This window comes from Pseudomonas sp. PDM01, from assembly GCF_014852325.1.
In the GTDB taxonomy this organism is placed as follows: Bacteria; Pseudomonadota; Gammaproteobacteria; order Pseudomonadales; family Pseudomonadaceae; genus Aquipseudomonas; species Aquipseudomonas migulae.
Map to the genome: position 1 here is coordinate 528198 of NZ_JACVBK010000003.1, position 15141 is coordinate 543338.

At 58.8% G+C, this 15141-nt stretch carries 13 protein-coding genes; 12 read left to right on the plus strand and 1 reads right to left on the minus strand.

The annotated features are described in order from the left end of the window. Nucleotides 1-141: 141 nt before the first annotated feature. The 10 genes from tcyJ (at nt 142) to IB246_RS10330 (ending at nt 10501) form a co-directional block, all read left to right on the plus strand. The gene (gene tcyJ / locus IB246_RS10285; RefSeq protein ID WP_008040169.1) at nt 142-942 is read left to right on the plus strand and encodes a cystine ABC transporter substrate-binding protein; all 801 of its coding nucleotides are present in this window, start codon (nt 142-144) and stop codon (nt 940-942) included. Then, on the plus strand, nt 942-1607 hold the full coding sequence (tcyL, locus tag IB246_RS10290) for a cystine ABC transporter permease (RefSeq protein WP_008040170.1): 666 nt from the start codon (nt 942-944) through the stop codon (nt 1605-1607). Before tcyJ ends, tcyL begins: the two co-directional genes overlap by 1 nt. 4 nt (nt 1608-1611) lie before the next feature. Further along, complete coding sequence (tcyN, locus tag IB246_RS10295) at nt 1612-2367, plus strand: L-cystine ABC transporter ATP-binding protein TcyN (RefSeq protein WP_008040171.1); 756 nt, start codon at nt 1612-1614, stop codon at nt 2365-2367. 475 nt (nt 2368-2842) lie between these two features. Continuing rightward, nucleotides 2843-3607, plus strand: a complete 765-nt coding sequence (locus IB246_RS10300; RefSeq protein ID WP_008040174.1) for a hypothetical protein — start codon at nt 2843-2845, stop codon at nt 3605-3607. A gap of 389 nt (nt 3608-3996) precedes the next feature. Next, complete coding sequence (locus tag IB246_RS10305; protein WP_008040177.1) at nt 3997-5238, plus strand: SfnB family sulfur acquisition oxidoreductase; 1242 nt, start codon at nt 3997-3999, stop codon at nt 5236-5238. 23 nt (nt 5239-5261) lie between these two features. Next, nucleotides 5262-6455: an SfnB family sulfur acquisition oxidoreductase gene (locus IB246_RS10310; protein WP_008040178.1), complete on the plus strand. Its 1194-nt coding sequence runs from the start codon at nt 5262-5264 to the stop codon at nt 6453-6455. After that, a complete protein-coding gene (locus tag IB246_RS10315) occupies nt 6455-7813 on the plus strand; it encodes an LLM class flavin-dependent oxidoreductase (protein ID WP_008040182.1) in 1359 nt (452 codons plus the stop codon). The genes IB246_RS10310 and IB246_RS10315 overlap by 1 nt, the downstream gene beginning before the upstream one ends. Before the next feature lie 120 nt (nt 7814-7933). Next, nucleotides 7934-8743 carry a MetQ/NlpA family ABC transporter substrate-binding protein gene (locus IB246_RS10320; protein ID WP_008040184.1) on the plus strand — a complete coding sequence of 270 codons (810 nt, stop codon included), beginning with the start codon at nt 7934-7936 and terminating at the stop codon, nt 8741-8743. A gap of 2 nt (nt 8744-8745) precedes the next feature. Beyond that, nucleotides 8746-9867, plus strand: a complete 1122-nt coding sequence (locus tag IB246_RS10325; protein ID WP_008040186.1) for a methionine ABC transporter ATP-binding protein — start codon at nt 8746-8748, stop codon at nt 9865-9867. Continuing rightward, on the plus strand, nt 9857-10501 hold the full coding sequence (locus IB246_RS10330; RefSeq protein ID WP_008040189.1) for a methionine ABC transporter permease: 645 nt from the start codon (nt 9857-9859) through the stop codon (nt 10499-10501). The genes IB246_RS10325 and IB246_RS10330 overlap by 11 nt, the downstream gene beginning before the upstream one ends. Nucleotides 10502-10578: 77 nt before the next feature. On the opposite strand, the gene IB246_RS10335 is transcribed toward IB246_RS10330, so the two are convergent. After that, a complete protein-coding gene (locus IB246_RS10335; RefSeq protein ID WP_008040202.1) occupies nt 10579-13368 on the minus strand; it encodes an RHS repeat domain-containing protein in 2790 nt (929 codons plus the stop codon). Nucleotides 13369-13877: 509 nt separating this feature from the next. On the opposite strand from IB246_RS10335, the gene IB246_RS10340 reads away from it, so the two are divergent. Both IB246_RS10340 and IB246_RS10345 read left to right on the plus strand, forming a co-directional pair. Further along, nucleotides 13878-14243 carry a DUF6124 family protein gene (locus IB246_RS10340; protein WP_008032502.1) on the plus strand — a complete coding sequence of 122 codons (366 nt, stop codon included), beginning with the start codon at nt 13878-13880 and terminating at the stop codon, nt 14241-14243. Between the two features lie 172 nt (nt 14244-14415). Continuing rightward, nucleotides 14416-15042 carry a class I SAM-dependent methyltransferase gene (locus IB246_RS10345; RefSeq protein ID WP_008040208.1) on the plus strand — a complete coding sequence of 209 codons (627 nt, stop codon included), beginning with the start codon at nt 14416-14418 and terminating at the stop codon, nt 15040-15042. Nucleotides 15043-15141: the final 99 nt, after the last annotated feature.

Below are 15141 nucleotides of genomic sequence, written 5' to 3' on the forward strand. Positions count from 1 at the left end.
AGCACCGTCATATAGTCACGCCGCAGGCGAATTTGCAGCGAGACGCATACGCTGCTTTAGGGCAGGATATCGCAGTCGTCCAAATCCCGATTTTGCCAACATTCCTAAAAGCGTCTTCATAAGAAATCACAGGGGCTTGTCATGAATTTTTCCGCACTACGTCGAAATCTGCTGGTGGGTTCGCTGGGCCTGGCGCTGAGCGCCGGTCTGCTGGGGCAAGCGGTTGCCGGTGAGCAACTGCAAAAAATCAAGGACGCTGGCGTGATCAACGTCGGCCTGGAAGGCACTTACCCACCGTTCAGCTTCGTTGACGCCGACGGCAAACTGACCGGCTTCGAAGTCGAGTTCTCCGAAGCCCTGGCCAAAGAGCTGGGCGTGAAGGTCAAACTGCAACCGACCAAATGGGACGGCATCCTCGCGGCGCTGGAATCCAAGCGTCTGGACGCAGTGGTCAACCAGGTGACCATCTCCGAAGAGCGCAAGAAGAAGTATGACTTCTCCGAGCCGTACACCGTTTCCGGGATTCAGGCGCTGGTGCTGACCAAAAAAGCTGCCGAGCTGAACATCAAGTCTGCCGCCGACCTGGCTGGCAAGAAAGTCGGCGTAGGCCTGGGCACCAACTACGAGCAGTGGGTTAAAGCCAACGTGCCGACCGCTGACGTGCGCACCTACGAAGATGATCCGAGCAAATTCGCAGACCTGCGTAACGGCCGCACCGACGCCATCCTGATCGACCGCCTCGCCGCACTGGAATACGCCAAGAAGGCCAAGGACACTTCCGCCGCCGGCGAAGCGTTCTCCCGTCAGGAAGCCGGTATTGCCCTGCGCAAAGGCGAGCCTGAGTTGCTGGCAGCGGTGAACAAGGCCATCGACAAGCTGCGTGCCGACGGTACGCTGAAAAAGCTTTCGGAAAAATACTTCAGCGCTGACGTCACCAAATAATGGGAGAAGCTTTCCAACTTGCGCTGGACTCCGCGCCCTTCCTGCTGAAGGGCGCGTACTACACGGTAATCCTCAGCCTGGGCGGGATGTTTTTCGGCCTGGTGATGGGGTTCGGCCTGGCGTTGATGCGCCTGTCGCGCTTCAAACTGGTGAGCTGGCTGGCCCGCATCTACGTGTCGTTCTTTCGCGGCACGCCGTTGCTGGTGCAACTGTTCGTGATCTATTACGGCTTGCCGCAACTGGGTATCGAACTTGATCCGCTGCCGGCGGCCCTGATCGGCTTCTCGCTGAACATGGCCGCGTACGCCTGCGAAATCCTGCGTGCCGCGATCAGCTCCATCGAGCGTGGCCAGTGGGAAGCCGCCGCGAGTATCGGCATGACCCGCGCGCAGACATTGCGCCGGGCCATCCTGCCGCAAGCGATGCGCACGGCATTGCCGCCGCTGGGCAACAGCTTCATCTCGCTGGTCAAGGACACGGCGCTGGCCGCCACCATTCAGGTGCCGGAACTGTTCCGTCAGGCGCAGCTGATTACCGCCCGGACTTTCGAAATTTTCACCATGTATCTTGCCGCCGCGCTGATCTACTGGATTCTGGCCACGGTGCTCTCGCACCTGCAGAACAAGTTGGAAGAGCGGGTCAATCGGCACGACCAGGAGTCCTGACCCCATGATTGTCGTGGAAAAACTGACAAAGCAGTTCAAGGGTCAAGTAGTGCTTAACGGCATTGATCTGGAAGTGAAGGAAGGCGAGGTGGTGGCGATCATCGGGCCGAGCGGCTCGGGGAAAACCACGTTCCTGCGTTGCCTGAATTTTCTCGAAGAACCCTCCAGCGGCCGGATCAAGGTCGGTGACATCGAGATCGATGGCAGCCGCCCGTTGAACCAGCAGCAGGGCCTGGTGCGGCGCTTGCGTCAGCACGTCGGCTTCGTGTTCCAGAACTTCAACCTGTTCCCGCATCGCACTGCCCTGGAAAACGTCATCGAAGGCCCGATCATCGTCAAGAAGGTCCCGCACGCCGAAGCCGTTGCCCTGGGTAAAAAGCTGCTGGCCAGGGTTGGCCTGGCAGGCAAGGAAGACGCGTACCCGCGACGCCTTTCCGGTGGCCAGCAACAGCGTGTGGCGATTGCCCGTGCGCTGGCGATGGAACCGGAAGTGATTCTGTTCGACGAACCCACCTCGGCACTCGATCCGGAGCTGGTGGGGGAAGTGCTGGCGACCATCCGCAGCCTCGCCGAGGAGAAGCGCACCATGGTCATCGTGACCCACGAAATGGGCTTTGCCCGCGACGTGGCCAACCGCGTGGTGTTTTTCGACAAGGGTGTAATCGTCGAGCAAGGCGAAGCCAAAGAATTGTTTGCCCATCCGAAAGAAGAACGGACAAAACAGTTTCTCAGCAAGTTCCTGAACAACGCTCAACACTGAGCCGCCATGACAGCGATATAAACTTCCACGGATGGAAGTTACATCGAAATTTCATATCCCCCCTCAACCGCCACTCAAACCACTCTTACAATTTAACCCTCTTTCAATAATCGCGTGCGGTACATATATATGTCCTGCGACAGATTATCCTCGCCTAAAATCCACAAAACACTTGCGCACTGCCACACGAACAACCGGCGCCTCCCACCGCAAAAACCGCTGATTCGGTGGGTATGTTCGACAAGTCGATGCGGCTTCCGGACCTGAAAGCGTAGGAGCTTTCTGAATAACGAAAGATTCGTTACTTAACTAACCAACTCTATTGACACTTATTCCAGCGCACTCTTATCTAGTCTCCGGCAAACGAACTCATCACGTTCAATCGTTGTTCATACGCAAGTAATGAGTCGTTTGTGGCTCGGCCAATCAGTTCTTTCAGAAACGGACTTCGCTGCAAGACTTCAAGGAGAAACCCATGAAACATATTTCGAAAAAACCCGAACTTGCGGCACCGACCGTGGAGCAATCCCACCGGAGCGGCATCAACATCACCTCGGCTTCTCACCTGCTGATCGCCGTCGCGCCTTATCCCGGCATGGACGAAGGCGACTTGATCGAACTGTTCTGGGACAACTGCTACGTGGCCTCCAGGGTGCTGAACACCCTGGACGTCGGCAAATCCGTCAGCCTGCGCGTGCCGCAAAGCTTCATCGCCAACGGCTCCTCTCGCATTCACTACCGGCTGATGCAGGTCGGCCATGGGCCAGCGCTGTCACCGACAACCTGCGTGCAGGTCAAGCTCGACTGCCCGGGAGGCCAGCCCTCTGCCCTGTACGGCGATGAAATCCAGAGCCTGGCGCCGGTGAGCATTCCCGAAACCATCCGCCGTCAGGGCGTCAACCCGAACCAGATCAAGCGCGGCGTTCCCTTGACCATCGAGCCGTACCTGAACATGGCCATCGACGATGAAATCACCCTGCGCTGGGGCGATGTGCGCATGGACCTGCCACGGCTCAAGGCCGGCGATGTGGGCCAGCCGATTCAGGTCTGGGTGCCGCCGGCGATCATTCTTGAAGCCGGCGAAGACCTGCGGCTGGAAGTGACCTACTGCATCCTCGACCGCGTGGGTAATAACTCTCGCTGGGCGCCGGCGCGTACGTTGAAGATTGGTTGTGCCAATCCCTATCTCAAAATCCCGCAGAGGGAAGTGCCCATGGCCGCCGAACCCCAAAAAAATTGAGATCCATACCGTCCCCAGTAGGAGCGAAGCTTGCTCGCGAAAAACGATAACGCGTCGTGTCAGAACTGACGCCTTCGCGAGCAAGTCGGATCGCCGCACCGTTCGCTCCTACAAAAGCCGACCGCTGGGTGTTTCTGTTGCTACAAGTACAAAGTGTTGCCCTGCGTACAGTTGCTCACGACACACTTCTATCCATATTCCTAAAAGTTAGTTCATTTAATTTTTATACACGCTTAGGGTATATAAACCGGACCACCGGACATTCTTGTTTTTACTTCGCCGCATCCATCGCGGCGTTCCATGAGATGTGAGGTAGGTATGGTCCGGAACACAATCACCCCAGTGCAGATCGCCAGGGCATTGCGTGCAGCAGCCAAGGAGCGGCACTGATGTCCAGTCTGGCAGATGCAATCGTCCAGAGTGATCTGGACATCGCCCCGTTGTTGTTGCCCGCGCAGGTTTTGCGCAACGACGCACAAGCAATCAAGGCCGCCCATGAGCTGGCGCAGGTCGCCCGCCAACAAGCGGCTAAACGCGACCGTCAGCGCAAGCTGCCGTGGTCGGAAATCGAACAGTTCACCCGCAGCGGCCTGGGCAGCATTGCCATCCCTCGCGAATACGGCGGCCCGCAGGTTTCGTTCGTCACCCTGGCCGATGTTTTTGCGATCATTTCCGCAGCCGATCCGGCACTGGGGCAGATCCCGCAGAACCAGTTCGGCATTCTCAACCTGGTACTCGGCAGCGCTACCGAAGCGCAGAAAAAACAGCTGTTCAAAAGCGTGCTCGAAGGTTGGCGCATCGGCAATGCCGGGCCGGAGCGCGGCACTAAAAATACCCTGGAACTCAAGGCACGGATCACCGCCGACGGCGACGGATTTGTCGTCAGCGGGCAGAAGTTCTACTCCACCGGCGCCCTCTTCGCCCATTGGGTCGCAGTCAAGGCGCTGAATGACGACGGCAAGCAAGTGTTGGCCTTCGTCCGTCGCGGCACACCGGGCTTGCGGATCGTTGATGACTGGTCCGGTTTCGGCCAACGCACTACCGCCAGCGGCACCATTTTGCTCAACAACGTGCGGGTCGACGCCGAGCTGGTGGTGGACAACTGGAAGATCAACGACAAGCCGAACATCCAGGGCGCCGTCTCGCAGCTGATTCAAGCGGCCATCGACGCCGGCATCGCTCGCGGCGCCATCGACGACGCCATCGAATTCGTGAAAACCCGCGCTCGCCCATGGATCGACGCCAAGGTCGAACGCGCCAGCGATGATCTTTATGTGATCGCCGACATCGGCAAACTGAAAATCGAACTGCACGCCGCCGAAGCGCTGCTGCGCAAAGCCGGGCAGGTGCTCGATCAGGTCAACGCCGCGCCGCTCACCGCCGAGTCCGCCGCCCGAGCCTCGATTGCCGTGGCCGAAGCCAAGGTGCTGACCACCGAGATCTCGCTGCAGGCCAGCGAAAAGCTCTTCGAACTGGCCGGCAGCCGCGCCACCCTCGCCGAATTCAACCTCGACCGTCACTGGCGCAACGCCCGCGTGCACACGCTGCACGATCCGGTGCGATGGAAGTATCACGCCGTCGGCGCCTATCACCTCAACGGCACGCTCCCCGCTCGCCACTCCTGGATTTAACGACCAGACACCTGGAGAAACACATGACAATTTCTCACCACGTCGCGGTCATAACCAGCGATGAGCAAGCCCTGATCGTCGCCAGTGACCTGGCCGAAGACTTCAAACGCGACAGCGCCCTGCGCGACCGTGAACGCCGTTTGCCGCACCCGGAACTGGAAGTGTTTTCCCGCTCGGGCCTGTGGGGCATCAGCGTGCCAAAAGAGTACGGCGGCGCCGGGGTTTCCAACGTCACGCTGGCCAAGGTGATCGCCTTGATCGCCCAGGCTGACGGCTCCCTCGGGCAAATTCCGCAGAACCATTTTTACGCCCTCGAAGTGCTGCGCGTGAACGGCAGCGCCGAGCAGAAAAAACGTCTCTATGCAGAAGTGCTGGCCGGCCAGCGTTTCGGCAATGCACTCGCCGAACTCGGCACCAAAACCGCCCACGACCGCGTCACCAGTCTGACCCGCGACGGGGACGGCTATCGCATCAACGGCCGCAAGTTCTACGCAACGGGCGCGATCTACGCGCAGCGCATCCCGACCTCGGTGGTGGATGAAAACGGCGTGCAGCAACTCGCATTCGTACCACGCGACAGCAAAGGCCTGACAGTCATCGACGACTGGAGTGGTTTCGGCCAGCGCACCACCGGCAGCGGTTCGGTGGTGTTCGAAGACGTCTTTGTGGCCGCCGAAGACGTGATCCCGTTTCAAAGCGCCTTCGAACGCCCGACCCCGGTAGGCCCGTTGGCACAGATTCTTCACGCCGCCATCGACACCGGCATCGCCCGCGCTGCCTATGAAGACGCGCTGCATTTTGTGCGGACCAAAACCCGGCCATGGATCGACGCCACGCATGAAAAAGCCATCGAAGATCCGCTGACCATCAAGAGCTTCGGCCACCTGAGCATTCGTCTGCACGCCGCCGAAGCCCTGCTGGAACGCTCCGGTGAATTCCTCGACAAGGCTCAAGCCGAGACCAACGCACAGACCGTTGCCGCCGCGTCGATTGCCGTCGCCGAAGCCCGTGCCATCAGCACCGAAATCTCCCTTGCCGCCGGCAGCACGTTGTTTGAACTGGCCGGCAGCCAGGCGACCCTGATCGAATACGGACTGGATCGCCATTGGCGCAACGCTCGGGTGCACACGCTGCACGACCCGGTGCGCTGGAAGTATCACGCCGTGGGCAACTACTACCTCAACGATGAAAACCCTCCGTTGCGAGGGACCATCTGATGGCCGGTGAGAAAAAGAAGATCCTGCTCAACGCGTTCAACATGAACTGCATCGGGCACATCAATCATGGCTTGTGGACGCACCCACGGGACACCTCGACTCAATACAAGACCATCGAGTATTGGACCGAACTGGCGCAGTTGCTGGAGCGCGGCTTGTTCGACGGCTTGTTCATCGCCGACATCGTCGGCGTGTACGACGTCTACCAGAACTCGGTGGACGTACCGCTGAAAGAATCGATCCAGCTGCCGGTCAACGACCCGCTGCTGCTGGTCTCGGCGATGGCGGCGGTGACGAAAAACCTCGGTTTCGGCCTGACCGCCAACCTGACGTACGAACCGCCGTACCTGTTCGCCCGCCGCATGTCGACGCTCGATCATCTGAGTCGCGGTCGGGTCGGCTGGAACATCGTCACCGGCTACCTCGACAGCGCCGCCAAAGCCATGGGCCTGAGCGAACAAGTGGAGCACGACCGTCGTTACGACCAGGCCGACGAATACCTCGAAGTGCTCTACAAACTCTGGGAAGGCAGTTGGGAAAACGGCGCGGTGCTCAACGATCCGCAGCAGCGGATCTACGCCCAACCCGAGAAAGTGCACAAGGTCGAACACAAGGGCGAGTTCTATCAGGTCGAGGGTTATCACCTCTGCGAACCCTCGCCGCAACGCACGCCGGTGCTGTTCCAGGCCGGCAGTTCGGATCGCGGTTTGCTGTTCGCCGGGCGCCACGCCGAATGCGTGTTCATCAGCGGCCAGAACAAACCGTCGACCAAGGTTCAGGTGGACAAGGTGCGCGCCAGCGCCGTCGAGGCCGGGCGCAATCCTGAGGACATCAAGGTGTTCATGGGGCTGAACGTGATCGTCGGCGCCACCGAAGAGCTGGCCTGGGCCAAGCACGCCGAATACCTGAGCTACGCCAGTGCCGAGGCCGGCGTGGCGCATTTCTCGGCATCGACCGGGATCGATTTTTCCGAGTACGCCATCGACGAACCGATCCAGTACGTGAAGAGCAACGCGATTCAATCGGCTACCAAAAACCTGCAAAACAACGACTGGACCCGGCGCAAATTGCTTGAGCAACACGCCCTCGGTGGCCGCTACATCACGGTGGTCGGTTCACCTGAGCAAGTGGCCGATGAGCTGGAATCGTGGATCGCCGAGACCGGGCTGGATGGCTTCAACCTGACACGAATTGTCACGCCGGAAAGCTATGTGGATTTCATCGAACTGGTGATTCCCGAGTTGCAGCGGCGTGGGTCGTACAAGACCGCTTATGACGACGGCAGCCTGCGGGAGAAGCTGTTTCACGCAGAGGCGCATTTGCCTGAGCAACACACCGGCTCCGCGTTTCGCCGTTAAAAGCTTCGCGAGCAAGCTTCGCTCCTACAGGGGCACTGCAATCCCCTGTAGGAGCGAGGCTTGCCCGCGAAGAGGCCCGACCAAACACCCCAAATTTATGCACTGACTGGAAAAAACATCATGAAAAAGAACTACCTCTCTCACCCAGTCAAAGCACTGGCCCTGGCCCTCGGCCTCTTCAGCTCCATCACCTTCGCCGCCGACGCGCCGCTGAAAGTCGGCACCACCGCCGCCTTCGCCATCCCGCTGGAAGCCGCCGTCGCAGAAGCCAATAAACAAGGCCTGAAAGTCGAACTCGTCGAGTTCACCGACTGGATCGCGCCCAACGTCAGCCTCGCCGCCGGCGACATCGACGTGAACTACTTCCAGCACGTGCCGTTCCTGGAAAACGCCAAGGCCGCCGCCGGTTTTGACCTGGTGCCGTTCGCACCGGGCATCATCAACAACGTCGGCCTCTACTCGAAGAAATACAAAAGCTTCGACGAACTGCCGGAAGGCGCCAGCGTCGCCATCGCCAACGACCCGATCAACAGCGGTCGCGGCCTGCAACTGCTGGCCAAGGCCGGCCTGATCACGCTCAAACCAGGTGTCGGCTACAAGGCCACCGAAGAAGACATCATCGCCAACCCGAAGAAAATCAAAATCCTGCAAGTCGAAGCGGTGCAACTGGTACGCGCCTATGACGACGCCGATCTGGTGCAGGGCTACCCGGCCTACATCCGCCTGGCGAAGACCTTCGATGCCGGTTCCGCGCTGCTGTTCGACGGCCTCGATCACAAGGAATACGTGATCCAGTTCGTGATCCAGCCGAAAAACAAAGCCGACCCGCGCCTGATCAAATTCGTCGACATCTACCAGCATTCGCCAGCCGTTCGCGCAGCGTTGGATAAGGCCCACGGCAAACTCTATCAAGCCGGTTGGGAAAGCTGAGCATGACGGCCGCGATCCAACGGCGACTGGATATTCCAGAGCCTCAGCAAGCTAAACAGACCGAACTGCACCCGGACCTGAATCGTGCTCACGTACGCTTCATCGGCCTGGGTAAAACCTACAACGGCCAGCAAGGTCCGGTGGCGGCGCTGCACGGCATCGACCTGGCGATCCAGCGCGGTGAAGTGTTCGGCATCATCGGCCGCAGCGGTGCCGGCAAGTCGTCACTGATCCGCACCATCAACCGTCTCGAACAACCGAGCACCGGGCGCGTGCTGATCGATCAGGTGGACATCGGCGAGTTCGATGAAGACCGCTTGGTGGCGCTGCGTCGGCGCATCGGCATGATCTTCCAGCACTTCAACCTGATGTCGGCCAAGACGGTTTGGCAGAACGTCGAGTTGCCGCTGAAAGTCGCCGGCGTGCCCAAGGAAAAACGCGAGCAGAAAGTTCGTGAGCTGCTGGAACTGGTCGGCCTGCAAGAGAAGCACAAGGCCTACCCGGCGCAGCTTTCCGGCGGGCAGAAACAGCGCGTCGGCATCGCCCGCGCGCTGGTGCACGACCCGGAGATTCTGTTGTGCGACGAGGCCACCTCGGCGCTGGACCCGGAGACCACGCAATCGATCCTCGGCCTGCTGCGCGAGATCAATCAGCGCCTGGGCCTGACCATCGTGCTGATCACTCACGAGATGGCGGTGATCCGCGACATCTGCGACCGCGTCGTGGTGTTGGAGCATGGCCGCATCGTCGAGCAAGGCCCCGTGTGGGAAGTCTTCGGCAACCCGCAGCATGAGGTCAGCAAAACCTTACTGGCGCCGTTGCAACACGCGTTGCCGCAGGAGCTGCAAAGTCGTCTCCAGGCGCAACCACAGTCGTCCGACGCCGCCGTGGTCCTGCGTTTGCAATTCACCGGCAGCGCCACCGACGAACCGGATCTGGCCGCGCTGTTCGCCGCCCTCGGCGGTCGCGTGCGCTTGCTGCAAGGCGGCGTGGAACGGATTCAGGGCCATGCGCTGGGGCAATTGCTGCTAGCGGTGACCGGCTCGCCGCTGGGCGCGGAAGAACTGCGTCAACGCGCCGGCAACTGGGCACAACAGGTGGAGGTGCTGGGTTATGTGGTTTGATCGGTTGCTGCAAGGTTTCATCGACACGTTTTTGATGGTTGGCGTGTCGTCGTTGATCGCGCTGCTGGCGGGGATTCCGCTGGCGGTGATCCTGGTCACCAGCGCCAAGAGCGGGATCTACGAAGCACCGGCGCTGAACCGCGCCTTGGGTGGGTTCGTGAACCTGTTCCGCTCGATTCCGTTTTTGATTTTGATGGTGGCGTTGATTCCGTTTACCCGGTTGATCGTTGGCACCACGTATGGCGTATGGGCGGCCGTGGTCCCGCTGACGATTGCGGCCACGCCGTTCTTTGCGCGTATCGCCGAAGTCAGTTTGCGTGAGGTGGATTACGGTTTGATCGAAGCAGCGCAGGCGATGGGGTGCCGGCGTTGGCACATCGTCTGGCATGTGTTGTTGCCGGAAGCGCTGCCAGGGATTGTCGGTGGTTTCACGATCACCTTGGTGACCATGATCAACTCGTCGGCCATGGCCGGTGCGATTGGGGCGGGTGGGTTGGGGGACATTGCTTATCGGTATGGATATCAGCGGTTTGATAGCCAGATCATGTTGACGGTGATTGTGTTGCTGGTGGTGTTGGTGGCGGTGATTCAGTTGGGTGGGGATCGGTTGGCTCGGGGGTTGAACAAGCGCTGAAGCAAATGAAGGACCTCAACGAGGGGAGCAGTTCGCAAACACCTGCCCCTCCCGTTCAAGCAATAAATAACTAGCTGTCACTTCGCATATAACTGACCCAATCGGTGGCCAAGAGATCGGAAAAATGAAGTTTTTTTGGTCTTATTCTGAACGAGTGGACGTGTGACTCGGCTGGTGCCAATGGACGGTTGCACGGGCTCAGCCAATGGTTTGGCAAGTCCCAACATAGATTTTTCATTGTAGATCTGCTGGGCATTCTTCCCTTCAGCCTCCATCTTGAAAATGATGTTCAGGCCTTCACTTTCGCCAAATTTCGCTTTGGCGGCTTCCCAGACACCTTGTTCTTTCAGGTAGGTGATCAAGCCATTGAAATCTCGCTTGTACATGTTCACCAGGCGCTCATACGTTTCGGGCGAGTCAATAGAATTGATTCGAAGTGTTGAATCAAACGACGAGCTCTCGGGAATCGGGGCATAGCTCACTGACTGTTGCTGCGGAGCAATCTCGCGAATCATCGCCTCAACGTCAATTGAGGATTCGGGTTTGTAGTGGCCGGAATGATTGTCGAAGATGAATTTTGATGAATCGTGTTCGTCGATTTTCAACCGTCCGGCAAAAACTGGAAGGCCCATCTCGGGCTGGATGCCCATGTGCTGAAAATACATATTGGCAAACAGATGCAGCTTGCCGCCCTGATCACGAAATGCAGCAATGGCATGCCAGCTCGAAGAAGGCTCCCACTCGGGATCCGCCCCCTTGATCACGTCCATTCCTCGGGTATAAACCGCGTCGGTTCTCATGAACGTGTTTTTCTCTTGATTCCATATCAGCTCCTCGAACCATCCGCTATAAATGGTTTTACTGCTTGGGTTGACGATATCGGCGATAAAAATATCGACTGGAATCGATAACGTGCCTTGCCAGTCGTAGAAATTAATCGGGTTGTTCCTCACCATCGCATAGCGATTCAGCCCATCCTTGTCTCCTGCCGGGTCTGGGCACATCCAACGCTGCAACCACGGCGCGTAATACCGGAATCCGTAGTAATAGAGCCCTGTCGCATCCCGCTCTTTGCCGGAATAGCGAATCGTTTTGTACTTCGCCACTAATGCATTTTTACCAGCCCAGCATGCGGTGCCGCCGAAGGCGTAATAGTGTTCCTGAGTCAGCACGCCTGCTTCGTTATCCAGCTCCAATGTGCTGGAACCAAGGTGGTCGCAGAGGCTGTAACGCAGTTGATCGGCATGGGCACCGCCGGGCCAGTGCAAGGCCCGAACGCTGCAACGTCCCGCTTCAACGCTGATGACATGGCGCTCTTCGCCATCGGACTGTCGATGGAGTTCCAGGCCGGGCAGGTAACGGACTTCAGTACGCCCTGTCCGGCCACTGGTCCGGTTGAAATGCACTTTGCGCAGCCGATGGCCGGGGCGGTCGTAGGCGTAGCCTTCGTAATCGTCGGGTTCATCGCCGCGCTTGACCAAGGTCACCCGGCTTAACTGGTTGCGGATGTCCCACGTCATGGTTTGGCCGCGCTGCAACTCCAGCTGATTGCCGCAGGCATCGAAGCCTGACTCGATTTCCGACTCACCGGGCAATGAACCATCGTCCCGCTGTGCCAGACTTCGGTTGCTTCGGGCGGAGGTGAACATCGAGAAACCGGGCGCACCGCTATGGTGGCGGGTGATCAGATTACCCGCCGCGTCGTACTCGAAGCGTTGGGTGTAATTACGTCGCTGATTGGGGTCCAGTGGTGTGGGCAGCAAGTCCGGCAATGTGGGTCCGTGGCTTGAGTTGGCGACTTCCCAGCCGCTGGCTTCGACAAGTTGGGACAGGCTGTCGTAGCGGTAACGATTGATCGGTTCGATGCGTTGGTTGTTGAACCAGGTAACGGCTTGGGCCTTGTCTTCCAGCTTGATGATGTTGCCCGCCGGATCGTAGGTGTAATTCAGGTCCTGCAACATCTTCTGACTTCCGACGGCGGCCACCAACCGAATCAACCGACCGTCATCGGCACCGTACTCGGCTTGCGTTTTCACACCGTTGCCAGCGATTTCGCTTTCGATCTGGTCGTGGGCGTTGTAGCGGATGTCGCTGACCAGCTGTTGTGGTTGTCTGCCCTCTCCAGCCATCAGCAGCCAGGTTTCACTCAGCTTGCCTGCCACGTCGTAGACAAAGGTTCGGTCATTGCCCATGGCATCGGTCTGGCGCTGAATCTCACCCGTGGGAGAGAAGACGTGCCGCGTGACGAACGACTGATCTTCCAGCAACGCGTCCCGGGCCTCTAACTCGCTGGGCCAATCGGGTGATTCAAGGTCGATCAGAAAGCATTGGTTTTCACTCAATTCCAAACCGGCCAAACCGTAGTCGGGGACGAAGCGGGTACCGGCTGGATTGTCGTGGCGGATCAGCTTTGCGCATTGGTTATGCACAGCGAATACAGGGGCAGAGCCGCCGTAGGTCAGACGTTCAACTACACGCGGAAGTGCTTCGGCGGGCTGTTCGGTGACGGCTATCGGGCGCTGCTGATCGTCATAGGCGATGTGACGCTGACTGCCTCTGGCGTCCCAGAATGAACGCAGCGAACCGGCCTGATTCAACAGGCTCAATTGCCAACCGGCATCGACACTGTCCGCCAGCAAAGGCTGGCCGCTCAACCCATGGATCGTCGCCAGATTCGGCTTCTGCGCAGACGCCCATAAACGGGGATCCCACGACTCGACCAAACGCCCCGCAGCATCGAAAACCTGCCGAGTGATGCGTGCATCAACGGCTGGATTGTCCGGATGCCGACTGTAGCCCACGCCGCGAATTGCCAACGCTCGCGGGTCTATGACCGACAGGGTCGGCGTGTGTGAGTGGGCGTTCACGATATCGACGGTCCTTCGCTCGAGTGGAGATAAGACTGAGCCTTTTTGGGCCGGGCCGATACTGTAAGAAGTAACAGGTAGCCGCACCGAGAGTGTTGGAGGGGACGGGGGTTGAACAAGCGCTGAATCAAGGTTAGCGGTAGGAAATTAACTACAAATCGGGAAGTTTTCCCACAGAGAAATCAGCACTCCTACAAGGCCAATCCCTTTCATTTGCAGGACGTTTCCTAGATGATTCCGCACGCTTGCGCCTGGCAAATCCGCTGGCTAGTCTCGGTCCGTCACTGCTCATCAGTGATCGGGTTTAGTAGCCCGGATCGATAGGTGCATAGCGTGTTCATGATCATGTCTGGCAATTTGCCGGATGCTGAATATGGTGGCTGTGCGTGGGGCACCTTTGGGTGCGCCGGTTTGCCTATTGACCGGTCTACTAACCTGCGCGCAGCCGCCACCCATCGTTTTAGTAGGCGAAAAGTGGCGGCTCCCATGCATCAATAGGAGCAACACAAGTGAAAAAACCAGTCCCCGATCCACCTCCCGAAACCTCAAGCAAAGACAACGACGATCCGCTTAAAGGTCGTTCAGCGCTTTACCATGCGATCGATTTTTACCTCACCCGCGAACATACCGGCGCACCGGACGAACTGCGCTTCTACAACGTCAGCCAGGACGTGAACTTCGAAGACACGCAACTCTATGTCGCCGACCTTCTGCGCTGCGCCTCGGTCACCGCTTATCGGTGTGGCGATCAACTGAAAGGTGCCGACAGGGCCATGGTGTTCTCTATTTGGCATTTGCTGGAAATTGCCAAGGCGATGGTTGACCGGTCCATTGAATGTCTGGGGATGAAGCACACCGGAAACCGGCCTGAATAATCGGTCGACAGTTAAATCGCCTTCGCGGGCAAGCCTCGCTCCTACAGGGTTCGCGTGATCTTCTGGACGGTGTGAAACCTGTAGGAGCGAGGCTTGCCCGCGAATGGCTGCGAAGCAGCCCCGGACCTGATGGCGTATATTCGGCGAATCCCAATTGCCTGCGCAGCCCGCCATGAAACAAACCCCAGACGACCTTGAGAAAATCACCTCCACCACCCTCGGTCATTACAACTCGGTGGCCGAAGGTTTTCGCGAAGGGACGCGCGATCACGATGTCAGCCAGAACATTGATGCGCTGCTGCGGCATATTCAGGGCGAGGCGCCGTTCGACATCCTCGACTTTGGCTGCGGGCCGGGGCGGGATTTGCAGACGTTCACGCGCATGGGCCACACCGCGGTCGGCCTCGACGGTTCGGAAAAGTTTGCGCAAATGGCGCGTGAAGACAGTGGTTGCGAGGTGTGGCAGCAGGATTTTCTGAAGCTTGATTTGCCGGCTGAACGCTTTGACGGGATTTTTGCCAACGCGGTGCTGTTTCACATTCCGCGTCAGGAATTGCCACGGGTGTTGAAGGAATTGCGCGAGGCGTTGAGGCCGGGTGGGGTGTTGTTCAGTTCCAATCCGCGTGGTGAGAATCAGGAGGGGTGGAATGGGCCGCGGTATGGGGCTTATCACGATCTTCAGGCGTGGCAGGATTTGCTGACCGCGGCGGGGTTTGTGGAGTTGGAGCATTACTACCGGCCGGCGGGGTTGCCGCGGGAGCAGCAGCCTTGGTTGGCGAGTGTCTGGCGTAGGGTATAAGGCTCCCAGACCTGCGGTGGCTGAGCTAAAGCCATCGCGAGCAGGCTCGCTCCCACAGGGAACCGGGTCTGCCAGAGCGACTCGTTCCACTGTGGGAGC

What these genes read in the sequence shown, in the direction of transcription:
- IB246_RS10305 (WP_008040177.1), top strand. Translation starts at nt 3,997, where the DNA reads ATGTCCAGTCTGGCAGATGCAATCGTCCAGAGTGATCTGGACATCGCC.
- IB246_RS10310 (WP_008040178.1), top strand. Translation starts at nt 5,262, where the DNA reads ATGACAATTTCTCACCACGTCGCGGTCATAACCAGCGATGAGCAAGCC.
- IB246_RS10320 (WP_008040184.1), top strand. Translation starts at nt 7,934, where the DNA reads ATGAAAAAGAACTACCTCTCTCACCCAGTCAAAGCACTGGCCCTGGCC.
- IB246_RS10325 (WP_008040186.1), top strand. Translation starts at nt 8,746, where the DNA reads ATGACGGCCGCGATCCAACGGCGACTGGATATTCCAGAGCCTCAGCAA.
- tcyL (WP_008040170.1), top strand. Translation starts at nt 942, where the DNA reads ATGGGAGAAGCTTTCCAACTTGCGCTGGACTCCGCGCCCTTCCTGCTG.
- tcyJ (WP_008040169.1), top strand. Translation starts at nt 142, where the DNA reads ATGAATTTTTCCGCACTACGTCGAAATCTGCTGGTGGGTTCGCTGGGC.
- tcyN (WP_008040171.1), top strand. Translation starts at nt 1,612, where the DNA reads ATGATTGTCGTGGAAAAACTGACAAAGCAGTTCAAGGGTCAAGTAGTG.
- IB246_RS10300 (WP_008040174.1), top strand. Translation starts at nt 2,843, where the DNA reads ATGAAACATATTTCGAAAAAACCCGAACTTGCGGCACCGACCGTGGAG.
- IB246_RS10330 (WP_008040189.1), top strand. Translation starts at nt 9,857, where the DNA reads ATGTGGTTTGATCGGTTGCTGCAAGGTTTCATCGACACGTTTTTGATG.
- IB246_RS10315 (WP_008040182.1), top strand. Translation starts at nt 6,455, where the DNA reads ATGGCCGGTGAGAAAAAGAAGATCCTGCTCAACGCGTTCAACATGAAC.
- IB246_RS10345 (WP_008040208.1), top strand. Translation starts at nt 14,416, where the DNA reads ATGAAACAAACCCCAGACGACCTTGAGAAAATCACCTCCACCACCCTC.